The sequence below is a fragment of the Streptococcus oralis genome (genome assembly GCF_018448765.2).
GTDB lineage: Bacteria > Bacillota > Bacilli > Lactobacillales > Streptococcaceae > Streptococcus > Streptococcus oralis_BM.
Genome location: NZ_JAHCMC020000001.1, coordinates 539303 through 560588, shown reverse-complemented (window position 1 = coordinate 560588; position 21286 = coordinate 539303). Strand labels below are relative to the sequence as shown.

General features: G+C 40.7%; 26 protein-coding genes. 1 reads left to right on the top strand and 25 read right to left on the bottom strand.

Annotated features, from left to right (window positions below; all coding sequences use genetic code 11):
- Nucleotides 1-108: 108 nt before the first annotated feature.
- The 14 genes from KIH88_RS02710 to KIH88_RS02645 all read right to left on the bottom strand — a co-directional run bounded on the left by KIH88_RS02710 (nt 109) and on the right by KIH88_RS02645 (nt 12689).
- On the bottom strand, nt 109-732 hold the full coding sequence (locus KIH88_RS02710) for a Pr6Pr family membrane protein (RefSeq protein ID WP_213988741.1): 624 nt from the start codon (nt 730-732) through the stop codon (nt 109-111).
- A gap of 2 nt (nt 733-734) precedes the next feature.
- Entirely contained in the window at nt 735-1073 is a 339-nt protein-coding gene (locus KIH88_RS02705) for a zinc ribbon domain-containing protein YjdM (protein WP_213988742.1), read from the bottom strand.
- A gap of 210 nt (nt 1074-1283) precedes the next feature.
- Nucleotides 1284-1802: a Dps family protein gene (locus KIH88_RS02700; protein ID WP_000229892.1), complete on the bottom strand. Its 519-nt coding sequence runs from the start codon at nt 1800-1802 to the stop codon at nt 1284-1286.
- A 149-nt stretch (nt 1803-1951) separates the two neighbouring features.
- On the bottom strand, nt 1952-3733 hold the full coding sequence (locus tag KIH88_RS02695) for an ABC transporter ATP-binding protein (RefSeq protein WP_213988743.1): 1782 nt from the start codon (nt 3731-3733) through the stop codon (nt 1952-1954).
- 8 nt (nt 3734-3741) lie between these two features.
- A complete protein-coding gene (locus tag KIH88_RS02690; protein ID WP_213988744.1) occupies nt 3742-5478 on the bottom strand; it encodes an ABC transporter ATP-binding protein in 1737 nt (578 codons plus the stop codon).
- A 179-nt stretch (nt 5479-5657) separates the two neighbouring features.
- Complete coding sequence (gene tpiA, locus KIH88_RS02685) at nt 5658-6416, bottom strand: triose-phosphate isomerase (RefSeq protein WP_000087900.1); 759 nt, start codon at nt 6414-6416, stop codon at nt 5658-5660.
- A 96-nt stretch (nt 6417-6512) separates the two neighbouring features.
- A complete protein-coding gene (locus KIH88_RS02680; protein WP_213988745.1) occupies nt 6513-7190 on the bottom strand; it encodes a DnaD domain-containing protein in 678 nt (225 codons plus the stop codon).
- An 8-nt stretch (nt 7191-7198) separates the two neighbouring features.
- The gene (gene metA / locus KIH88_RS02675; RefSeq protein ID WP_001122729.1) at nt 7199-8143 is read right to left on the bottom strand and encodes a homoserine O-acetyltransferase MetA; all 945 of its coding nucleotides are present in this window, start codon (nt 8141-8143) and stop codon (nt 7199-7201) included.
- Between the two features lie 181 nt (nt 8144-8324).
- Nucleotides 8325-8837, bottom strand: a complete 513-nt coding sequence (locus KIH88_RS02670) for an adenine phosphoribosyltransferase (protein WP_001049316.1) — start codon at nt 8835-8837, stop codon at nt 8325-8327.
- A 175-nt stretch (nt 8838-9012) separates the two neighbouring features.
- Nucleotides 9013-9702: a 50S ribosomal protein L1 gene (rplA, locus tag KIH88_RS02665; protein WP_001085676.1), complete on the bottom strand. Its 690-nt coding sequence runs from the start codon at nt 9700-9702 to the stop codon at nt 9013-9015.
- Between the two features lie 207 nt (nt 9703-9909).
- Nucleotides 9910-10335 (bottom strand): 50S ribosomal protein L11, encoded by a 426-nt coding sequence (gene rplK / locus KIH88_RS02660; protein ID WP_001085808.1) that lies wholly within the window; start codon nt 10333-10335, stop codon nt 9910-9912.
- Nucleotides 10336-10457: 122 nt separating this feature from the next.
- On the bottom strand, nt 10458-11174 hold the full coding sequence (ldcB, locus tag KIH88_RS02655) for an LD-carboxypeptidase LdcB/DacB (protein ID WP_213988746.1): 717 nt from the start codon (nt 11172-11174) through the stop codon (nt 10458-10460).
- Nucleotides 11175-11188: 14 nt separating this feature from the next.
- A complete protein-coding gene (locus tag KIH88_RS02650) occupies nt 11189-11650 on the bottom strand; it encodes an HIT family protein (RefSeq protein ID WP_213988747.1) in 462 nt (153 codons plus the stop codon).
- 1 nt (nt 11651) lies between these two features.
- Nucleotides 11652-12689: a M42 family metallopeptidase gene (locus tag KIH88_RS02645; RefSeq protein ID WP_213988748.1), complete on the bottom strand. Its 1038-nt coding sequence runs from the start codon at nt 12687-12689 to the stop codon at nt 11652-11654.
- A 138-nt stretch (nt 12690-12827) separates the two neighbouring features.
- On the opposite strand from KIH88_RS02645, the gene KIH88_RS02640 reads away from it, so the two are divergent.
- Complete coding sequence (locus KIH88_RS02640; RefSeq protein ID WP_125841229.1) at nt 12828-13379, top strand: DUF1307 domain-containing protein; 552 nt, start codon at nt 12828-12830, stop codon at nt 13377-13379.
- Between the two features lie 48 nt (nt 13380-13427).
- On the opposite strand, the gene brnQ is transcribed toward KIH88_RS02640, so the two are convergent.
- From brnQ to KIH88_RS02585, 11 genes are all read right to left on the bottom strand, one after another.
- A complete protein-coding gene (brnQ, locus tag KIH88_RS02635; protein ID WP_125841228.1) occupies nt 13428-14753 on the bottom strand; it encodes a branched-chain amino acid transport system II carrier protein in 1326 nt (441 codons plus the stop codon).
- A 171-nt stretch (nt 14754-14924) separates the two neighbouring features.
- The gene (locus KIH88_RS02630) at nt 14925-15212 is read right to left on the bottom strand and encodes a rhodanese-like domain-containing protein (RefSeq protein WP_000658239.1); all 288 of its coding nucleotides are present in this window, start codon (nt 15210-15212) and stop codon (nt 14925-14927) included.
- Between the two features lie 205 nt (nt 15213-15417).
- Nucleotides 15418-15996, bottom strand: coding sequence for a uracil-DNA glycosylase family protein (locus tag KIH88_RS02625; protein ID WP_213988749.1), 579 nt, complete (start codon nt 15994-15996; stop codon nt 15418-15420).
- Nucleotides 15997-16049: 53 nt separating this feature from the next.
- Nucleotides 16050-17450 carry a dipeptidase PepV gene (gene pepV, locus KIH88_RS02620; RefSeq protein ID WP_213988750.1) on the bottom strand — a complete coding sequence of 467 codons (1401 nt, stop codon included), beginning with the start codon at nt 17448-17450 and terminating at the stop codon, nt 16050-16052.
- 12 nt (nt 17451-17462) lie between these two features.
- Entirely contained in the window at nt 17463-18068 is a 606-nt protein-coding gene (locus KIH88_RS02615) for a nitroreductase family protein (RefSeq protein WP_000670164.1), read from the bottom strand.
- A 141-nt stretch (nt 18069-18209) separates the two neighbouring features.
- A complete protein-coding gene (locus KIH88_RS02610) occupies nt 18210-18503 on the bottom strand; it encodes a hypothetical protein (RefSeq protein ID WP_213988751.1) in 294 nt (97 codons plus the stop codon).
- Nucleotides 18484-18876, bottom strand: a complete 393-nt coding sequence (locus KIH88_RS02605; protein WP_153220130.1) for a hypothetical protein — start codon at nt 18874-18876, stop codon at nt 18484-18486. Before KIH88_RS02605 ends, KIH88_RS02610 begins: the two co-directional genes overlap by 20 nt.
- Nucleotides 18858-20069 (bottom strand): triacylglycerol lipase, encoded by a 1212-nt coding sequence (locus tag KIH88_RS02600; protein WP_445656358.1) that lies wholly within the window; start codon nt 20067-20069, stop codon nt 18858-18860. The genes KIH88_RS02605 and KIH88_RS02600 overlap by 19 nt, the downstream gene beginning before the upstream one ends.
- A 4-nt stretch (nt 20070-20073) precedes the next feature.
- The gene (locus tag KIH88_RS02595) at nt 20074-20481 is read right to left on the bottom strand and encodes a hypothetical protein (RefSeq protein WP_213988986.1); all 408 of its coding nucleotides are present in this window, start codon (nt 20479-20481) and stop codon (nt 20074-20076) included.
- A gap of 74 nt (nt 20482-20555) precedes the next feature.
- Nucleotides 20556-20819, bottom strand: a complete 264-nt coding sequence (locus tag KIH88_RS02590) for a hypothetical protein (RefSeq protein WP_213988987.1) — start codon at nt 20817-20819, stop codon at nt 20556-20558.
- On the bottom strand, nt 20820-21242 hold the full coding sequence (locus KIH88_RS02585; protein WP_414331552.1) for a hypothetical protein: 423 nt from the start codon (nt 21240-21242) through the stop codon (nt 20820-20822).
- Between the last annotated feature and the right edge of the window lie 44 nt (nt 21243-21286).

Sequence of the window (21286 nt, the reverse complement as noted above, 5' to 3'; positions counted from 1 at the left end):
TTTCTTTCTGTATATTTCTCACTGTTGATCCTTTTAGAAGGAAGATGGCAAGAAAAGAAGGAGCCCGATTGAACTAAAGACTCCGTCCTAACTTTCCTAATAGGAAGACTATTTTCGCTTGATTTGCTTGATCAGATAGAAGATGAAGCCTGCAACCATATACGCCACAAAAATAATCAAACACCATTTGATGACCACGTCCCAACCCTTGTTCACATTTAAAAAGAAATAAGGGAAGGGATTGTCCTTGGAATTTGGAATATTGAGTTTTAAGACCAAGCCGTTAAACAAGGCAAAAATCATATAAACTAAGGGCAAGATGGTCCACAAGACTGGATCCCAGATCTTGTATTGACCCTGTTTATCAAAGAAGAGGGTGTCGGCTAAAAACCAGAGTGGAACGATATAGTGGCAAAGGAAATTTTCCACTCGGTAAAAGTCTGTCGCAATCGGTGCAAGCATAAAATGGTAAATCACACAGGTAATCATGATACTCATGGTGACGCCACCCTTGAGACGAATCAAGGTCGGACTTTGCCAATTTTCACCTGAACGGCTCATCACACGGAGCAGATAGCCGGTGAAAATCATTACCAAGAGATTAGACAGCACCGTGTAGTAAAGGAGCATACCAAAACCACCGTGCTTGGTAATTTCTAAATAAACTCCTGTAAATGCCGCTAAGAACAAGAGCACACGACTATAAAAGATAAATTTGTAGTTCAGTTTCATGGCTAGATTTTCTTAACAAATTCTGACTTGAGTTTCATATCTCCAAAACCATCAATTTTACAGTCGATGTTGTGGTCACCTTCTACGATACGGATATTTTTAACACGAGTTCCTTGTTTCAAATCCTTTGGCGCACCTTTTACTTTCAAGTCCTTAATAAGGGTTACAGTATCACCGTCGGCCAATTTATTTCCGTTAGCATCGATAGCGACAACGCCTTCTTCTACTTCTGCAACTTCAGCAGGGTTCCATTCATAGGCACACTCTGGGCATACCAAGAGATTTCCATCTTCGTAGACATATTCTGAATTACATTTTGGGCAATTTGGTAAATTGTTCATGGGTTCTCCTTATAATATTTCACTATTCTTTGAAAATCAAAATTTCTCGAACAGCAACTATTATACCGTAAAATCCTACTTTTGACAATGTGTCCTAAGTCTAGCAGACAAAAAAGTCATGCAACTTTTTACAGTTACATGACTTTTAAAAGATGATTGATCATGGGCACTTATCAAGCGCCTTATGATAAAAGGGGTAACAACTATATTTTACAAACCAGGAGCTTGTCCAAGTTCTGCTGCAAGCATCCAAACTGTTTTCTCAAGTTCAGCCTTAGCACCAACAAAGATATCGTTTGTAACATCATCGCCTTCTTCGTCAGTCACATCCAAAGCCTTTTGGAAAAGACTGATGAGGTAGCGATAAATAGCTAGAACACGTTCCAAGCTTTCTTCAACGTTACGGAATTCTCCTTCTTCTTCTTCGATTTCACTGTGTTGAAGGAATTCTGTCAAAGTTGAGTAAGGCTTGCCACCAAGGGTAATCAAACGTTCGCTGATTTCGTCAAGATAACCATCAAGGCTATCCATGTATTCATCCATTTTTGGATGCCATACGAGGAAACCACGACCACGCATATACCAGTGAACTTGGTGAAGGGCAATGTGAGCCACATACAAGTCTGCTACTGCTTGGTTCAATACTTCTTTTGTTTTTGCTAATGCTACTGGCGCTGTTTTAGATAATGTTGTAACGTCTTTTACTGCTTCTTTTTTCAATTCAACCATATTTCTTACCTCTTTTCTTTTTTTATAACCATCTTCTTAGTGGTTACAATATAAGTATACTACTACCAGAAAACGATAGCAAGGAAAGTGTACTATCTGAGAAAAGTTGTAATAGACTGATAATTTAAGAATAGTCTGGACAGTTTTAATTAGCCAACTTGCTCGGATTTACTTGAAAATTGGCTTTGGTACAAATCATAATAAAAGCCTTTTTCTTGGAGCAAGCTTTCATGATTGCCCTGCTCAATAATCTGTCCATCCTTAAGAACGAGAATCTTGTCTGCTTCTTGAATAGTAGAGAGGCGGTGAGCGATGACAAAGCTGGTTCTTCCTTTCATCAAGCGTTTCATGGCTTTTTGAATCAAGAGTTCCAAACGGGTGTCAACAGAGGAAGTTGCTTCATCCAGAATAAGAATTTTAGGATTGGCTAGGAGAGCACGCGCGATGGTCAAGAGTTGTTTTTGCCCGAGGGAAATATTACTTGACTCTTGGTTCATCTCCATGTTGTAACCACCAGGAAGAGTTCGGATAAAGTGGTCTACATTTGCTGCTTTGGCAGCTTCTATTATTTCCTCGTCACTGGCGTCAAGATTTCCAAAACGTAGGTTTTCTTTGATCGTACCTTCATAAAGCCAAGCATCCTGCAAGACCATCCCAAACTGACGGCGATAGTCTTGACGTGACAACTGGCGAATATCCTGCCCGTCAACCAAGATTGCGCCTGCTGTGACATCGTAAAAGCGCATAAGCAGATTGATCAAGGTCGTCTTACCAGCTCCAGTAGGACCAACAATCGCCACCATCTCTCCCGGTTGAACTTCTAGATTAAAGTCTCGAATCAATGGTTTGTTTTCAACATACTGGAAGTCAACATGTTGGAAGGTCACCTGACCTGTTAAGGGTTCAAGGATTTCGAGTTCTTCTCCCTTGACTTCCTCTGTCTCATCCAAGATATCGAAGATGCGGTCTAGCGAAGACTTAGCACTTTGCATTTGACCCGCAAGTTGTGTGATGTTTTGGATAGGCTGGCTGACCTGCCAAACGTACTGAACAAAGGCCTGCATATTCCCCACTGTCAAACGACCCGCAATCACTTGCAAACCACCAAGAACCGCAACGATCAGATAGGTCAAGTCCGATACAGCATGAAGGACTGGCATCATGAGCCCAGAGATAAAGCTGGCTTTAAAGCCAACACGTTGGAGGTCGTCTGTAATCTTAGAAAATTCTTTATGAGAAGTTTCCTCACGACCATAGAGTTTCAAGACATTAAAACCTGTGAGATTTTCCTGCACATAGCCATTCATCCGTCCTAAAATAGCCGCCTGCTCTTTAAAATAAGGCTGAGAACGTTTCAGGATGCTTCTGGCACCAAAATAGGTCACTGGAATGGATAGAATCACCACTATAGCCAGTTGAAAGTTCAAGTATAAAACCATTCCCATGACGAGAACAATCGTCAAAGCGGCATTAACAATTTGGAGAAAAGACTGTTGAAGAGCGTTGGACACTGTCTCAACGTCACTAGTAAAGCGCCCCAACAAATCACCGAACTGGTGTTTGTCAAAGAAAGATACTGGGATACGATTGATTTTCTCGGTCATTTCATTTCGCAGATCCTGAGTCATAGACTGGACCGCATTGGTCATGAAATAGTTGGAATAATAAGACCCAAGTTCATACAAGAGTCCTCTAAAGAGGTAAATGATTAAAACAGTTCCGATGTAGGCTGTATTGATATGAGCGCCTGAAAGGCCATTAGCCATATCTAAGAGATTCTTTGTCAACTCCGTAATGGCTAACCCCAATACAAAAGGTTCTAAGACACTCATGACCACACTCAAAACTTTTAGAAAGACTGCAAAAAAGACAGAAAAACGGTAGGCTTTCAAATAGCTCCACAAACGAGCTAAACTAGATTGTGATTTCATATTTCCTCCTATTCTTCTGTTAGCGATGCATTTTTCAACTGCGACTCAGCAATCTCACGATAGATGTCATTGGTTTCCATCAATTTCTCATGTCGACCGCGACCTACGATTTCACCCTTATCCAGAACGATGATCTGGTCCGCATCCATGATGGTTCCGACACGTTGAGCAACAATTAAAACCGTTGCATTCTGCGTTACTTCCTTGAGACGACGGCGTAAAATGGCATCTGTGCGATAATCCAAGGCTGAGAAAGAATCGTCAAAAATATAGATATCAGGATTCTTTATAACCGCTCTGGCAATTGAGAGACGTTGTTTCTGTCCTCCAGAAAGGTTGCTTCCACCTTCAGCTAGATGGGTCGCAAAGCCTTCATCTCGGCTTTCGATAAAATCTTTGGCTTGCGCCACATCCGCTGCCTGATGTAGGTCTTTGTGACTAGCATCTTCCTTCCCATAGCGGATATTTTCAGCGATAGTTCCTGTAAACAGCAAGGCCTTCTGCGGGATAAAACCAATCTTTTGACGAAGAGACTTGAGGCGGTAATCCCTCACATCGACACCATCAACCTTGATTTTCCCAAGCGTGACATCGTAAAAACGAGGAATCAATTGCACAAGAGAGGACTTGCCCGATCCGGTCGATCCGATAAAGGCAATGGTTTCACCCGGTTTAGCGCTGAAAGAAATGTTATGCAAAACAGGATTTTCCGTCTCGCCAGGATAGGCAAAGGTGACATTTTCAAATTCCAAATATCCGTGGGTTGCTGTCTCTCTGACTCCTCCTTCATTGGGATCAATAGAAATCGGCATATCCATGACTTCTTTCAAACGTTCACTCGAAACCGCTGTACGAGGATACATGGTGAAGAGATTGGATAGGAAAAGGAAGGACAAGAGGGCGTGGAAACTATATTCGATAAAGGCTACTAGGTCCCCAATTTGTAAGTTCCCTTGTTTGATAGGGTCCAGAGCAAACCAGACAATAGCTACAATCATGGCAATGATAATCTGAACAAACAAGGGTTCCGTCAAACCGGTTAGTTTAAACAGACGATTGGAATTGGCTGCATAGACCGCATTTTGTCCTGCAAAACGTTCCTCTTGAAACTCCTCACGAGCAAAGGCACGGATGACACGGAGTCCCATCAGATTTTCCCTGGCATATTGGTTTATCTTGTCTAAGGTAGCCTGCTGTTTCTCTGATAATGGTCGAGTCTTGACCGCTACATAAATGACCACCACAGCCAAGAAAGGTACTGCAAAGGCCACTATCCAGGCTAATGACGGACTGGTCAGGAAGATCATTAAGATACTAGACAGCATCATCATGGGGGTGATGACACCCAGTTTTAAGGTCTGTTCTGCAAATTGCATGAGAACAAAGGCATCACTGGTAATACGAGTAACCAGTGAAGGCACTCCAATCTTTTCATATTCATGATGAGAATACTCTTGTAATTTGGCATAGAGATCATCCCTCATATCCTTGACCATATTGGTCGTCAGCTTACTAGCTGCATAGGCTAAGACTATACGCCCCAAGGTCCCACATAGGATAATCACTAGCATAATTGCAGCCCAAACATACAATTGCTGTTCATTCCCTTTATTCACACCTTCATCAATCATTCGAGCCAGAACAGTTGGCAGTCCAAGATTGACGACAACAAAGAAAACCGCTCCAAAGAAATCCAAGAATAACCACTTGGGATATTTTTTCAAATAAGACCAAATATAGAGCATAACTCCCCCTTTCATAACTTTTTGATATAGAAAAGAGCGCGCATCTGCACGCCTTTCTTTCTCTAAGGAACTTTCCTAGTCTAGAAAAATCCCTCTTTCACAAGAATGCTCCAAGTAAAAATAAGACAGGCAGTCAAAGTCACTTAGTACTTTTAACTGTCTGTCTGGAATAAGCTAGATTATTTTACAAAATCAAGCAATGCCAAGAAGCTTTCAGCTTCAAGTGACGCACCACCAACAAGGGCACCGTCAACGTCTGGGCAAGCCATGTATGAAGCAACGTTTTCAGGTTTAACAGAACCACCGTATTGAACACGAACTTTGTCTGCAACTTCTTGACCAAAGTCGGCAGCTACAACGTCACGAACAACTTTACACATTTTTTGTGCATCGTCTTGTGAAGCTGATTTACCAGTACCGATAGCCCAGATTGGCTCGTAAGCGATAACTGTTGAAGCAACTTGTTCAGCTGTCAAGCCAGCCAATGCAGCAGATACTTGAGCACCTACGAATTCAGCAGCTTTACCAGCTTCGTAAGTTTCAAGTGACTCACCACAACAGATGATTGGAAGCATACCGTTTGCAAAGATTGCTTTTGCTTTTTTGTTGATATCCTCGTCAGTTTCATGGAAGTAGTCACGACGTTCTGAGTGACCGATCACGACGTAGTCTGTACCGATTTCTTTCAAAACTTGTGGGCTAGTTTCACCAGTGAACGCACCTGCATTTTCAAAGTAGCAGTTTTGAGCAGCAACTTTAAGGTTTGAACCTTTAGCAGCAGCAAGAACAGCTGTCAAATCAACTGCAGGAGCTGCGATACCTGCTTCAACAAGATCTGATGAAGGAAGTTTTGATGCAACGGCTTCAACGAATGCTTTTGCTTCTTCTGGATTTTTGTTCATTTTCCAGTTACCAGCGATAAATGGTTTACGTGACATTTCACATACCTCTTTTTTCATTTTATTCACTATTATTCTATCATATTTATAAGGAGCTTGCAAACCTTACTCTAATTTTCAAGATTTTTCAAGTGACTAATCTTGCCACAAATTCATGGCATCGAGGAAATCAGCCGAAGCCTGAACTTGTTTGGGATTGTTGGCTTCTCGCTCTGCTCGTTTGGCCTCCACCTGGGCCACAGACTGAATGCCTTCATGGCGCCAGTTTCGTAGGATTGCCTGAATGTACTTCCAGTTTGGTTTGCCATTAAAAACCGCCTCTCGGAGAGCTTCCTTGATCAAATCCGCCTTGATTCCATCTTCTTTGACAGTCTTGGAAAGATCTTCGATTTCAAATGGTGTTAATAAGCGACCCAATTCCTGCTGAAAAGTTTCAACCAGATCCTTCAATTGATTTTTTGGGTTTTGGGCAGTAGCAACTGGAGTTTGGGTATCCAACAAGCTATCTAAGCGTTCAAAAGCCAGACTAGCATCAAAAATGAGCTCAATTTCCCCATTTAGTTCAATGGTCCGATATTGCAGCAAACCATTTTCAGTCAAATTCGAAATAGATTGGTTGACATCTGCCACCTCTTTCCCAATGATTTCAGCAATCTGACTAGGTGAAACATCTCCTAAGGCTGTGGTATTTTGTAAATAGAAAAATTGCCAGACGAGAAAATCTTCGCTGGAAGGAAAGAGTTCCTTAAAATGCAAGAGCAGGGCACTTGGCAAAACCAAGTTCCCTGTTTTAAAAGCGTCAAAATATGTCATAATTCCTCTTATAAATATCCAAAAGCAGCCGCATCATCCTCTACCTTTCTCCAGTCAAAAGGGGTTTCTTGATAAACTGCATAGTTTACCCAATTGCTAAAAAAGAGGGCAGCTGATGAAGACCAACAGAGACAGGGGGTCTCATTTACATCATCATTTTTAAAGTAGTTCTCTGGGATATGAGGGTCGAGTCCCGCCTCATAATCACGAAAATACTCTCTTGCCAAAGTGTCACGATCATACTCCAAATGACCAAAACTATAAATCTCACGCAAATCTCGACTAGCCAGGATAGAAACCCCAACCTCAGGACCTTCTGACAGGATCTCCAGATTGGTCTTATTTAAGATTTCTTCTTTTAAAATCTCAGTATGACGAGAATGAGGAGCTACATAGCGATCATCAAAACCTCTAAAAAGAAGGTGCCCTTCTTTCAAGGTGTCCTGTGGATAAATTCCTGATAGTTTCCGATCCATCTGGTGCTTTTCAACGCCATAGCGAACATATAGACCTGCTTGTGCTCCCCAACAAATATGGAGGGTTGAAAAAACATGCGTCTTGGACCATTCGATGACCTGTTTGAATTCCTCCCAGTAGTCCACCTCTTCAAAAGGCAAATGCTCGACTGGTGCTCCTGTGATAATCATTCCATCAAAAAAGTCATCCTTGACCTCTGGAAAGGTCTTATAGAAGGTTTCCATATGTTCGGCACGAGTTGTCTTGGAACGATGTGTTTCCATATATAAGAAATCAATATCTAATTGCAAAGGGGTATTAGCCAAATGCCGTAAGAGTTGCGTTTCTGTTACCATTTTTTGAGGCATGAGATTTAAAATCAAAATTTTCAAGGGACGGATATCTTGGTGGGCCGCACGTTGATCATCCATGACAAAGATATTCTCTGTCCGTAAAATCTCCACAGCTGGCAATTTTTTATCAATTCTAATCGGCATAACCTTCTCCTAACTGTACTCTTTTAGAAATAATTGAATGTGTTTGAAGTCAAATCTCAAACACTTAGTCCTTTTATTATACTGCAAGAAGATATAGTTTTCAATTATAGTTTTTCTCTAACTAGCTATAGTTAATTTATATAGCAGATGAAGAGAAAACAGCCCCAAGGACTGTTTTTCATTAATAATGCATAAGTACCTTGTAATCGTAATCTCCGATTTTTTCACGGCCTTTAAGCTCATCCAACTCAATCAAGAAAGCACAACCGGCTACAACTCCACCAAGTCTTTCAATCATCTCAATCGTTGCCTTGACAGTTCCACCTGTTGCCAAAAGATCATCTACGATGAGAACACGTTGACCTGGCTTAATCGCATCAGCATGCATGGTCAAGGTATCAATACCGTACTCTTTCTCATAATCAGCAGAAATGACTTCACGTGGCAATTTCCCTGGTTTACGAACAGGTGCAAAGCCAATTCCCAACTCAAAAGCAACTGGGCAACCAACAATAAATCCACGAGCCTCTGGTCCCACAATCATGTCGATTTTCTTGTCAGTTGCATACTGAACGATTTCACGAACAGCGTAGCTATAAGCATTTCCATCTGCCATCAAAGGGCTAATATCACGGAAGGTAATACCTTCCTTAGGATAATTTTCAATCGTTGCGATATAATCTTTTAAATTCATCTTTTTCTTTCTTTCAAAGTTTTTTACTCTCTATTATACCATATTTTCTGTGAAAGAAGAAGAGGAAACGCACTATTGCTACAAAGCTGATCAATGAACTGATTTTTCTAAAAGGTAATACTCATCAAAAAAAACGAGCACTTTCGTACTCGTCTTCTCTTTTATAAACTACTGATTAAAGTGAGTTTACGTCAACTTTGATACCAACACCTTGAGTAGTTGTGATTGTCAAGTTTGTTACGTAAGTTCCTTTAGCTGTAGCTGGTTTTGATTTTTGGATTGTTTCGTTGAAAGCTTTGAAGTTTTCAACCAATTTTTCAGCTTCAAATGATACTTTACCGATGATTGCTTGAACGTTACCTGCACGGTCAGCACGGTAAGTGATTTTACCACCTTTAGACTCTTCAACTGCTTTAGCAACATCCATTGTTACAGTACCAGTTTTAGGGTTTGGCATCAAGTTACGTGGTCCAAGGACACGTCCAAGACGTCCAACAAGAGCCATCATGTCAGGTGTAGCGATAACTACGTCAAAGTCCAACCAACCGTCGTTGATTTTCGCAACAAGGTCATCTTCACCAACAAAGTCTGCACCAGCAGCTTTTGCTTCTTCAGCTTTTGCACCACGTGCGAAAACAAGAACGCGTGAAGTTTTACCAGTTCCGTTTGGCAATACCATTGCTCCACGGATTTGTTGGTCAGCTTTTTTTACGTCGATGTTCAAGTTGTAAGCAACTTCTACAGTTGCGTCAAATTTTGCAAAGTTAGTTTCTTTTGCAAGTGCTACAGCTTCTTCTACACTGTATGCTTTTGTGCTGTCGATTTTCTCAAGAGCAGCACGAAGTTGTTTGCTTTTTTTAGCCATTTTCTATTCTCCTTGTAAGTGGTTCAATCGATTTTCATCTCCCACGTCACTCCTCGAAATGATGAAGTCTTGCGGGTTTTCAGTCTATTATTTTCCTTTTCCTACTTCGTTCAGTTCCTTTGCTGTACCTAAGTACAAGCCTCAGTCACTTGCCTAGTATGAAAAGCAACTAATAGACTGCTGTGAGATTTTCTACTGTGTTATTGATTAGTCAACAACAGTGAATCCCATAGAACGAGCAGTACCTTCGATCATACGCATTGCAGACTCAATGTTTGCTGCGTTCAAATCTGGCATCTTAGTTTCTGCAATTTCTTGTACTTGTGCACGAGTAACTGTAGCAACTTTAGTTTTGTTAGGTGTACCTGATCCTTTTTCAACACCTGCAGCTTTTTTCAAAAGAACAGCAGCTGGTGGTGTTTTTGTAACGAAAGTAAATGATTTGTCTTCGTATACTGAGATAACAACTGGAATGATCATACCAGCTTGGTCAGCTGTACGAGCGTTGAACTCTTTTGTGAATCCCATGATGTTGATACCAGCTTGACCAAGAGCAGGTCCAACTGGTGGAGCTGGTGTAGCTTTACCAGCAGGGATTTGCAATTTTACAAGTTTTTCGACTTTTTTAGCCATTTTTAAATCCTCCTTTGTGGTTTTGGCGGTAATTAGAGATTTTTACCTCCCACAAGTATGCTTTACACATACCTTTCCATTATACACTATTTATCTAAAAATGCAAGAGAAAAATTACTTTTTTAATCGACGTAATCTCCGCCTTCAAAGCCATAGTACTCTTCCAAACTGAGACCACTTGCAGCAATTTCTTTGGCTTCTTTTCCGACATAGCGAAGATGCCATTCTTCTGCCATGTAGCCAGTCTCTTTTTCCTTGCCTTTGAGATAGCGAACAACAAAGCCATAGTCAGCCGCATGATCCAAAAGCCACTGGGCCGCCTTTTCTTCAGTAACTAAATCTCCATCTGTCCCAATAAGGTCAAATGCAAGACCTGTTTGGTGTTCACTATAACCTGGGCGAGCTGAGTAGCGATCTGCCTCTTCCTTACCATCTTGATTCACATAGTCTTGATAAAGTTTGGTTTGAGTTTCATAACTTCTAAAACCACTGTAGTGATCGCTGATTGGGTAGCCAGCTGCTTGCATTGCTGCAATGAGTTTGACCAACTCTGCCTTGGCTGTTGGATTTTCTCCTGGATTGTAGTCTTTTGACAAAGGATAGTGCTTATTAGCTATGACGATTTCATCGTACTTCCCTTGAATACTATAGTAGTCTCCCTTATTGACAACTTCTGCCTTCTTCTGACTAGAGGCTTGGGATTTGCTTCCTACAGTTCCTTCAGGTTGACTAGTTTGTTCCGTTTTTTGAGTGTTTTCTTCATTTTTAGGTTTTTCTTGCGAACATGCTGCTAGGGTTACTGCCAGCAAACCAGATAAAACGATGTATCTTTTTTTCATTTTTTCTTCCTCTCTTATACCAAATGCTTCTCTAATTCATCGGATAAGGCTTTAATCATTTGTTCCAACTCATGGGATTTCACTTGGCAATCTTCTGCCGCCATTTCTTCCCATGGCACCCACCAGACTGGACCACGGCCATTTAATCCATGACCCCTCATATCACCTGATCGTCTTGGAAAGAGGTGCCAGTGAGCGTGGGCATCTCCATTTCCTAGGAGTTCAATATTCATCTTTTCAGCTTTAAACGTTTTGGCAACAGCTTCTTGGACCAAACTCATTTCCTCTAGAAAACGAAGTTTTACAGAAGTCTCCATATGGTGGAGTTCTGTGACATGCTCTCTTGCCAGAAATAAGGTATAGCCCTTAAAGTATTGGTGATCTCCAATAACAACATAGCCTGTTTCTAGTTCTTTTACAAAGTAGGGATTTTCCCCTGCCTTGATCCATTCAATTCTTTGACAAATCAAGCACATATTATTCTACCAAGGTACTCTTGAGATAGGCGTCTACCATACGCTCAGTCGCCACGACCGAATCAATGTGTGTTCGTTCGTAAGAGTGACTGGATTCAATACCAGCTCCAAGGAGGGCGTGTTTGACCTCTGCTCCTGCTGACATAGCCGCTGAAGCGTCCGATCCATAAAATGGATAGATATCCAGCTTAAATGGAATATCTTGCTCTTTCGCCAAAGCTACTAAGTGTTGACGGAAGTCATAGTGATAAGGACCAGAAGCATCCTTGACACAGATAGATACTGTGTACTCATCCGTCTGTTGGTCATCGCCCATAGCTCCCATATCTACAGCTAGATATTCCACTACCTGAGCTGGAATATTGGAGTTGGCACCGTGACCCACCTCTTCGAAGACTGAAAAAGCAAAATGAGTTGTTACTGGCAATTCAATCCCCTCTTCCTTGTAAATACGAAGAAGATTGAGCAAAATTGCTGCGCTGACCTTGTCATCCAAGTGTCGAGACTTGATAAAACCAGTCTCTGTCACGACAGTTCGCGGGTCAAAACTGATAAAATCGCCGACCTCGATGCCCAAGGCGCGGGTTTCTTTTTCATTGGTTACTTTTGCATCCAAACGCACTTCCATATTGTCCTGCGTACGTTCAGCAGTTCCTGCATCTTTGTAGACATGGCAAGAAGTTTGGTGGATGAGGATTGTTCCAGATACCTTTTTACCTGTGCTAGCCACATGAACCGTACAGTTTTCCCCCTCAATCATGTTCCAAGGAAAACCACCGATACGATCTAATTTGAGACGACCATCCGGTTTGACAGCACGGACAATAGCACCCAGCGTATCCACATGGGCTGTCACATAGCGTTGTTGCTCATCATTTTGACCTTTAATGGTCACATTGACACCGCCCTTGGCTGTGCGAACAGGCTGGTAACCAAACTCTTCTAAAGTATGGACCAAGTAGTCTGAAATCTCACGAGTGAAACCCGTTGGTGATGCAATAGCGGTTAGTTCTTTGATATAGTTTATAGTCTGATTCATTTCTTCACCTCTTTCCTACCATTATAACATTTTTCTAGTCAGACTCCTTCTCAAAAGGAGAAAAACTGTGTTTAGTTGCTTTCACTATAGATCCATGTTATAATACAAATACTTTGATTATAAAAGGAAAGTAAAAATATGAAATCATACTTTAAAGTATCACTAGCCCTTGTGGCTTCACTTGTCCTCCTACTCGGATGTTCCAAACAAGTATCAACACCTACTAACAGCAGTACCAAAGAAGACACAACAACTCAGTCAAGTGAGAGCAAACAAAGCAGCCAACAATCATCTGAAAAGAAAGATGAGACAGAAACTCACACATTTGTCCACAATAGCAAACCTGGGATTCATTCTACCTTGACTTATACTGTGAAGGGAGATGACGTTGTAAAACAAACTGTTCATAATGTACTTGACCCTGAAAAACTTAATAATACTGCGGAAGGTATTAAGGAAATTGTTGACGATACTTATAAAGGTTATGAAGGGGTCAAAGGGGTTACACAAAAAGTTGAAATTCAAGACGAAAAAGTTATCCAAAACATCGAGGTTGACATGACTGTCGCGAGTCTTGACGAATTGAAAAAAGCAATGCCAAACGAATATTCTGGTATTGGAAACCGTGTAAGCTTTGCTGCCTCGAAAAAAATGCTTAAAGAAGCTGGTTATACTGAACAAACCAACTAATGAGTCGTGCTCATACAAAAAATTCTTGGTCGATGACCAAGAATTTTTTTATTCCATCTCAAAAACGTCACTCTCTTGCTTGTTTGGTAGAACCAGTGAAAGCAAGATTCCGATAATAGCTGGCACCAACCATGGTAGAGAGGCAGCTGCAAACGGAAGAGCATTGACGAGATTTGCTAGAAACTCAATCTTAAAAGAACTTCCAAGGACGCTTGCAAGAGCAATCGCTGTAACAAGCCCAATAGTTAACTGCATACCTGGTTTTGATAGGGCGATAAACTTATTAACAATCACAATCATCACAATGGCGATGGTGATTGGGTACAAGATTACCAGTACTGGAACTGAATACTTAATAATGGCATCAAGACCAAGGTTTGCAATAGCAAATCCAATCAAGGTAAAGGCAGTTGCATAGACCTTGTAGCTGATTTGTGGGAAACGTCCATTAAAGAACTCAGCTGTAGACACAATCAATCCAACTGTCGTTGTGAAGCAGGTTACAGTTACCATAACAGCAAGGAAGAGTTGAGCTGTTGAACCAAAGATTTCTTGAGTAGCTTGCGACAAGATATAAACACCTGGTGTTCCACCCTTCATCGCTTCTGCTGGTACCGGGAAGTGATTTCCAAGGAATCCTAAACCGATGTAAAGAGCGCTAAAGGCAAGAGCTACAACGATACCAACCACCCAAATAGTTGAAATGTATTCTTTCTTACTGGAAAATCCAAGTTGTTTCAAGGTTTGAACAGCAATCACACTGAAAGCAACTGAAGCAAGGGCGTCTAAGGTATTATACCCTTCTAGGAAACCTGTCCCAAAAGCAGAGGATTGATAGGCTTCTGAGGCTGCTTGAGGACTTGTTCCACCATACTTGAAGGCACCTAGTACAACCAAGATAACGATCAACAAGGCAAAGACTGGCGTTAAAACACGTCCGATTCGATCCAAGATTTTTGATGGATTAAGCGAAATCAAATAAGCCGCTGCAAAGTAAAGCACAGTAAAGACAATCAAGCCAAGACCTTTATTCGCATCTGATAAAAGGGGGCTAATCCCGACTTCGTAAGCTGTTGTGGCTGTACGTGGAATGGCAAAGAAGGGGCCAATTGATAGATAGAGGACTGCAAGATAAAGTGTCGCAAACCAAGGTGAGATTTTCTTAGAAATCTCGTAAATGTATCCTTTCGGGTTTAGTGTTCCAATAATAAGTGTCAAAACGGCGATACCGACGCCTGAAAAGACAAAACCTGCAATAGCAGGAAGAAAATGTTCTCCAGATAGGGCACCTAGAGAAGGCGGAAAAATCAAGTTCCCCGCACCAAAAAATATTCCAAACAGGAGCAAACCTGTTAGGGCACCTTTTTTAGCCATAAAGAATCTCCTTCATATTTCTAAAATACTGACCTAGTATATCACGAATAAGAGTATGAAAAAAGCATCACGAAGTAAATATTGAATGTTTTCAATATTTTTAAAAATAAGAATTATCTAAAAACAAAATTCTCCTACCTAGTCCACACCAAGTAGGAGAAATGCAAAATTTTAAAGATTTTCAAAGGCCGTCATTCCACCTTGAACATTGATGACCTTGTATCCATACTCCTCCAAGAACTGGCAAGCACGAGTTGACCTCATCCCAGATTTACAAATGACATAATGCAAGAGGTCCTTGTCCAACTGATCATAAGTATCAGCCAATTGACTAAGCGGTAAGTTGTGTGCACCTTCTAAATGAAGCGTCTCGAACTCTTCTACTTCTCTCACGTCTAAGACTGAAAGGGACTCTTTCTGGTAAAGCTGGTAAAATTCATCAAAGGCTATTTCTTTCATTCTTTTTCTCCTAATACTCTTCGAAAATGTCTTCAAACCACGTCAGCGTCGCCTTACCGTAGGTATGGTTACTGACTTCGTCAGTTCTATCCACAACCTCAAAACAGTGTTTTGAGCTGACTTCGTCAGTTTTATCTGCAACCTCAAAGCTGTACTTTGAGCAGCCTGCAGCTAGCTTCCTAGTTTGCTCTTTGATTTTCATTGACTATAAAATGATTTTAATTCTTTTTTTCAACTCTGGCACCACTTCTGACTCAAACCAAGGATTTTTAGCCATCCAGATTTGATTTCGTGGTGAGGGATGAACTAGTGGAAAATAGGTCGGCAAGTAGTTCTGGTAATGTTTTACCCTTTCTGTTACCTTGCCACTGATTTTCTCATGTAAATAATAGGCTTGGGCATATTGCCCAATCAAAAGGGTCAATTCAATATTTGGACATTCCTTGAGGAGTTGTGGGTGCCATTTTTCGGCAAAGCCTTTACGGGGTGGAAGGTCGCCTGATTTGCCATGTCCTGGGAAATAAAAGTCCATGGGAATAACTGCAAACAAGCCCGAATTGTAAAAGGTATCTTCATCTACACCTAGCCACTCACGCAGACGATCACCACTCTTATCCTTCCAATAAATTCCAGCTTCTTGCGTTTTAAAGCCCGGAGCTTGACCGACAATATTGATGCGAGCAGTTTTTGGTGCCGCAAAGAGAGGTTCGATTCCGCGTTCTGTGTAGCTGGCATTCTGTGAATCAGCCATAATAGCTTTCTTGATTCTTTCGATTTGAGACATCTGTTTTCCCTCCAAAAAGAAGTCTAAGCATAACATCTCAGACTTCTATCGTTTTATTTGATCAATTCATAGATAGCTTCTGCATAGATTGCTGCTGCTCGGAAGAGATCGTCCAAGGCGATAAATTCGTTGGCTTGGTGCATGGTGTCAATTGAGTCTGGGAACATAGCACCGTAGGCAACCCCACGTTCTAGCAAGCGACCGAAGGTACCACCACCGATGACTTGTTCATGACCTTGAAGTCCAGTTTGTTTTTCATAGACATTCAACAAGGTTTGCACAAGTGGATCTTCCATCGGTACATAGTGAGGCGTGTGTCCGTGTTCAGAAAGGCTAACAGAAGCAACTGGCAAGGTCTCAAGGATTGACTTGATTTGCTCTGGGCTTGTTCCTTTTGGATAACGGAAGTTGAGGGCAATGGTATTGTCAGCACTTGCTTCGTCAAAGCGGAAGACACCCGCATTCATAGAAAGGGCACCCATTTTTTTATCCACATGAGCAACCTTGAGATTTTCACCCTCATGGTCGTTCAAAAGAATCTTACCAGCGATGTCGAGGTAGTCTTTGGCAGGTCCTGCAAAGTCAAACTGACTGAGGAAAAGGGCAAGGTAAGTAGCTCCATTTACACCTGAAGCAGGCATAGCACCATGGGCTGATTTACCAATCACAGTCACCTTGTACTGACCTTTTTCTTCTTTGATTTCTCCTCTGAGTTTGTACTCTGCAACAAAGGCATCTAATTTAGCTTGCAAGTCAGCCAAATCACCTGAAACGACTGCTGTCGCTGATTCAGGTACCATGTTTTCACGTAAACCACCTGTGAAGCTGTGAAGACGGGCAGCACCTGCATTTTCACCTGCAAAGTGGAGGTATTCTGTGATATTTCCTTTTTCACCATTAATGATAGGGAATTCAGCGTCTGGAGAGAAACCGAAGTCTGGTTTTGCTACTCCTACATGTTCAAAGTAGTGGTCCATATCTGCCCAACCTGATTCTTCGTCTGTTCCTACGATGAAACGAACTTTTTTAGAAGTTGGAAGGCCCAATTCTTTGATGATTTTCAAGCCATAGTAACAAGCTGTTGTAGGCCCCTTGTCATCTGAAGCTCCACGCGCATAAAGACGACCGTCTTTGATAGTTGGTGTGTAAGGATCTGTGTCCCAACCACTACCAGCTGGCACCACGTCCATGTGAGCAAAGATTCCGAGAACTTCTTCTCCTTCACCAAACTCAAAATGTCCTGCGTAGTTATCGACATTCTTAGTTGGATAGCCGTCACGGTCTGCAATTTCAAGGAATTTTCCCAAGGCTTTTACTGGACCAGGTCCAAATGGATGTTCAGCATCTGACTTGCTATCATCACGTTCAGAGTTAATTTCCAAAAGGCTAAACAAGTCAGCCAAGAGGTCTTCTTTGCGTTTTTCTACTTCTGCTGTAAAATCAATTGCTGTCATATTATCTTCCTTCTATCTTTTCTCGATGATTTCATCTACTGGCAAGCGGTAGCTTGGTTCCAATTTCTCGTCTGTGTAACCCACTGTAATTAAGAGTTCTGGACGGAAACGATCTTCGATATCCAAAACTTCGTTGACTTTTGATTTGTCAAAACCAAGAATCAGATTTGATCCGATTCCTTGATCTGTAAGAGCGAGAACCAAGTTCATAGCAACCAAACCTGCATTGAGGGCTAGGTAGTCGCTGACTTGTTGTTCATTGTAGCGTGCAAATTCAGCTGGCAAATTTTTCATGAAGTATTGTAGTTGTTCTTCTGAGAAATTGTTAGCACCACCAACTCGAGCAATTTTACGGGCACGTTTGGCAAGGTCCGTATCTGTAAACAAGGCAATGGTTACAGGTGCTGATGATACCTGTTCAAAGTTTGAACCGTATGCCAATTTTGCTAGTTCGGCATTTTTCTCACGTACCACCACAAATTTCCAAGGCTGACTGTTGTGGGCGCTTGGCGCCAAGGTTGCAATTTCGATAGCCGTACGCACATCTTTGGGATCCACTGGCTTATCAGTGAAATGCTTGGTCGCATGACGTTTTTTATTTAATTCAAGAAATTTCATAATTGATTTCCTTTTCTAATTCTACTGTTTCCATTCTATCATATTTTGAAAGAGCTTGCAGGGATTTTTCATAGGAAAAGTAATAGCAAAAAAACTGCTCCATGCAGTTTGTAGCAATTATTCTAGTTACTCACTATAAAATTAGCAAATGGAATCATACTGAGACAACTTCTCCAATGTCACATCTTCCAATTTTTGCCTTACCTGACCTTTTATAGCCGTATCCATCTGTGATTTTATTTTCCCAATAGCGAATTTTGTCTCCTCCGCACTTGCTCTTACTTTTTCTTTGTAATCTATTTGTAAAGAATTTTTTTCTTTTAAGATTACTGTCGCCATTGTATAGATTCTGTTCCTCTCCATCATACGATACATCTGACGTAAAGCAAATTCATATTCTTCATCTGTATAATATTCATTCAACGGCGCGAGCATATGACCTCCTTAAATCTCCGATTGTCTGTTCTAACTCATCTTGCTTTTTACGATAATCTCTGTTTAACAAATCCTCTTGATACTGCAATTCATCTTCTCTACGCCTACACGCAAACTGAGAATCCTCCATCAATTGTTGTAAACTCCTATAAAACTGTTCTCCATCTTGGTAACTATATTGTCCTTTTTGAAGAAAAGCAGTCATCTTACCAGCTTCGTCTTCTACGATTCGGGCAAGGCGGTCTCGACGTTCATAGAGTTCGTTGCGTTGATTTGTAAACGTTGCTTTCTGCTTTAGATACTCATCTTCCAAATCATGATACTCTTTTTCTTTTGCTTTTAACTTTTGGAAGACTAAATCCGACTGTTCCATTTTCTAAATTCTCCTGCCAATTCCTTATCTGTGGCTAGTTTATTCTCAATGACTTGGATAATCTGTTGGTTAAGGGTATCAAACTCTGTGGCTAGTTTTTCAGCCTTTTGATTCATTTGCTCAAAATCTTGCTCAACTGAACCGACAATCGTAGCCTGAGTCACACCTGCAGACGCAAAAGTCGATAGAACTTCATCATAACTCAGGTATTGGAAACTACTAAAGTCAAGCTGATTCCATAGTTCTTGTGCTTTTGACACCACCTCCTCTTGAAGGTGCTTGACGTCGTCTGCACCAGCTCGAGCTGCATTAGCCATTCCTTCCCCTAGAGCCATTCCCTGCAAGCTATCCAAGTATATCTCTTCTTTGCTTGACAAGCCATCTGCCGAGAGGTAGCTTTTGATTTTTTGGTAGCGGTACATACCCGCTGTTGCTTCTGCTAGCGCCGTTACTTTGAGATTTGTGACACGTTTTCCGTCCAAATCAACTAGCTGGCCATTCTCATCAAATCGCCACTGGGACAAGTTATGATATTCTAGCTTGTCCCCCCAGTTATCTTTTGAAGGATAGATGTAAGGATAGATAGCTGTTTGAGTCGTATTTCCCGTAATATTACCAATAACATCATACTTATGACGGTAATTGCGAAATTGTTCTGGATGTTCTTGCATGTACTTGATTTCTTCTTTCGAAATCAAGTTATGAATATCTGGCCCATTATACCCAACATTGGCATAACCTCGCTTTAAAGCAACATACATAGCCAGAGACTCTCCAAGCGAATGCCCCGCAGTTGTGATTTTAGCAGAGGGATACGTTTTTTCGATTTCTTCCGCAAAACTCAGAGCCGTTTGAAATTGAGATTTTCTAAATGTCTTTGTTTTCGAATCCGACAACATCCGTCTATCACCAAATCCTATTGATTGGATATCTGTTTGGATGTCAAGCCGATCGTCTTTATTCGTCCCTGCATAGGCAATCACCACATGACTATCATCCACATTCCCATTTTTATCCACAGGAGCAACCGCCATTGCCTGCATACCGTTGGAGGTGTTGTCTACGGGTTTAGAGATTACTTTAAACCGATCGTTTGCAACTAATCGTCCCTCCTGAATAGGATTACTCACCTTACCAGAGTCAACATCATAAACATCATCTACTATATATCTGTAATCTTCTTCTGTAATCATATAGTTATCTCTTCCCTAAGTAAATAATTTTTACTGCTATATCATATCCAGCTTCTTCTTTGTGTTCTCTCTTTGTGAAGTCTGTCGGTGAATAATTGGAACTTCTTATTTTCTCATTCTCATTTAGAGAATCTATTTTGACAGATATATCATATTGACCATTTACTTTAGCAGTAATCCTCCAACTCCCCGTACTTTCATTTTTTTGAAATGCAACAAACTCCACTCTCTCAATCTTTTGTCCATCAGCTAAATCATAGTTACTTACTAAAAACTTTGCTACCCTATCCTGTTCGATTCTCATTTTCTCTTCCAGCGTTTTTTCTTTTTGGTGATTCAAACTAAACATCACGATTCCTCCTATAATACAGATTACTAAAGTAATAATACCCCATTTTTTGCGCTTATTCATTAACACACCTCCTTATATTATTCTATAAAACAACTTGGTCTGAATTACCTTATAGTATAACATAAATGGCTATTTTAATTAACATAAGCGTAATCCAGCGCTGTCACAAGCTGAGAACCTACTACTTTCGCAGAATTTAGTCCTGAACGAAACTGCATACCGTTGGAAGTGTTGTCTACGGGTTTAGAGATTACTTTAAACTTACCCAATTCTACATTATCTGGATTATAATAATACTCTTCACCTTCTGTAGGATGATACATCACATCATTTCGATTTTTCTCAACCCAATATGATTGCTCTGCTATCCAATTGATTTTTTCTTCCGTAATTCCCATTTATTCTCCTAAATAATTTATCGTGATATCATTCATACTAATATCTTGTATCGCTAAAGGTTGACTTCTCTGGAAAACTTTAAAATCAGAAACAGGGTTAAGACCCAATGAATCCGTATCATTATTAAGTCTTTTCAAGTCTCTAAAAGGAATCGTCGTTTCCTTATTTAGTCCATTTTTTCTTAATTCAATATTTAATAAATAAGTACCAGTTTTCTTATCTTTGATAAATTCTATAAATTTTACTGAATCTACATCATATCCTTTAATAATTCTTTTAACAACATTATCCTGTTGCGTTCTTGTCAAAGTTAATTTATTTTCAAAAATTTTACCATTTGGATGATTCAAACTAAACATTACAATTCCCCCTATTATACAGATTACTAAAGCAATAACACCCCATTTTTTACGCTTATTCATTGACACACCTCCTTATATTATTCTATAAAGCAACTTGGTCTTAA

Bases quoted from the DNA above. Each gene is read 5' to 3' on its own strand.
- metA (WP_001122729.1), bottom strand. From the start codon at position 8,143: ATGCCGATTAGAATTGATAAAAAATTGCCAGCTGTGGAGATTTTACGG.
- KIH88_RS02690 (WP_213988744.1), bottom strand. From the start codon at position 5,478: ATGCTCTATATTTGGTCTTATTTGAAAAAATATCCCAAGTGGTTATTC.
- KIH88_RS02705 (WP_213988742.1), bottom strand. From the start codon at position 1,073: ATGAACAATTTACCAAATTGCCCAAAATGTAATTCAGAATATGTCTAC.
- KIH88_RS02695 (WP_213988743.1), bottom strand. From the start codon at position 3,733: ATGAAATCACAATCTAGTTTAGCTCGTTTGTGGAGCTATTTGAAAGCC.
- rplK (WP_001085808.1), bottom strand. From the start codon at position 10,335: ATGGCTAAAAAAGTCGAAAAACTTGTAAAATTGCAAATCCCTGCTGGT.
- KIH88_RS02625 (WP_213988749.1), bottom strand. From the start codon at position 15,996: ATGTCTCAAATCGAAAGAATCAAGAAAGCTATTATGGCTGATTCACAG.
- KIH88_RS02605 (WP_153220130.1), bottom strand. From the start codon at position 18,876: ATGGAACAGTCGGATTTAGTCTTCCAAAAGTTAAAAGCAAAAGAAAAA.
- KIH88_RS02650 (WP_213988747.1), bottom strand. From the start codon at position 11,650: ATGTGCTTGATTTGTCAAAGAATTGAATGGATCAAGGCAGGGGAAAAT.
- brnQ (WP_125841228.1), bottom strand. From the start codon at position 14,753: ATGGCTAAAAAAGGTGCCCTAACAGGTTTGCTCCTGTTTGGAATATTT.
- tpiA (WP_000087900.1), bottom strand. From the start codon at position 6,416: ATGTCACGTAAACCATTTATCGCTGGTAACTGGAAAATGAACAAAAAT.
- KIH88_RS02585 (WP_414331552.1), bottom strand. From the start codon at position 21,242: ATGAATAAGCGTAAAAAATGGGGTGTTATTGCTTTAGTAATCTGTATA.
- KIH88_RS02595 (WP_213988986.1), bottom strand. From the start codon at position 20,481: ATGAATAAGCGCAAAAAATGGGGTATTATTACTTTAGTAATCTGTATT.
- KIH88_RS02600 (WP_445656358.1), bottom strand. From the start codon at position 20,069: ATGATTACAGAAGAAGATTACAGATATATAGTAGATGATGTTTATGAT.
- KIH88_RS02645 (WP_213988748.1), bottom strand. From the start codon at position 12,689: ATGAATCAGACTATAAACTATATCAAAGAACTAACCGCTATTGCATCA.
- KIH88_RS02700 (WP_000229892.1), bottom strand. From the start codon at position 1,802: ATGGTTGAATTGAAAAAAGAAGCAGTAAAAGACGTTACAACATTATCT.
- KIH88_RS02710 (WP_213988741.1), bottom strand. From the start codon at position 732: ATGAAACTGAACTACAAATTTATCTTTTATAGTCGTGTGCTCTTGTTC.
- KIH88_RS02610 (WP_213988751.1), bottom strand. From the start codon at position 18,503: ATGCTCGCGCCGTTGAATGAATATTATACAGATGAAGAATATGAATTT.
- KIH88_RS02630 (WP_000658239.1), bottom strand. From the start codon at position 15,212: ATGAAAGAAATAGCCTTTGATGAATTTTACCAGCTTTACCAGAAAGAG.
- KIH88_RS02680 (WP_213988745.1), bottom strand. From the start codon at position 7,190: ATGACATATTTTGACGCTTTTAAAACAGGGAACTTGGTTTTGCCAAGT.
- pepV (WP_213988750.1), bottom strand. From the start codon at position 17,450: ATGACAGCAATTGATTTTACAGCAGAAGTAGAAAAACGCAAAGAAGAC.
- KIH88_RS02640 (WP_125841229.1), top strand. From the start codon at position 12,828: ATGAAATCATACTTTAAAGTATCACTAGCCCTTGTGGCTTCACTTGTC.
- KIH88_RS02590 (WP_213988987.1), bottom strand. From the start codon at position 20,819: ATGGGAATTACGGAAGAAAAAATCAATTGGATAGCAGAGCAATCATAT.
- ldcB (WP_213988746.1), bottom strand. From the start codon at position 11,174: ATGAAAAAAAGATACATCGTTTTATCTGGTTTGCTGGCAGTAACCCTA.
- rplA (WP_001085676.1), bottom strand. From the start codon at position 9,702: ATGGCTAAAAAAAGCAAACAACTTCGTGCTGCTCTTGAGAAAATCGAC.
- KIH88_RS02615 (WP_000670164.1), bottom strand. From the start codon at position 18,068: ATGAAATTTCTTGAATTAAATAAAAAACGTCATGCGACCAAGCATTTC.
- KIH88_RS02670 (WP_001049316.1), bottom strand. From the start codon at position 8,837: ATGAATTTAAAAGATTATATCGCAACGATTGAAAATTATCCTAAGGAA.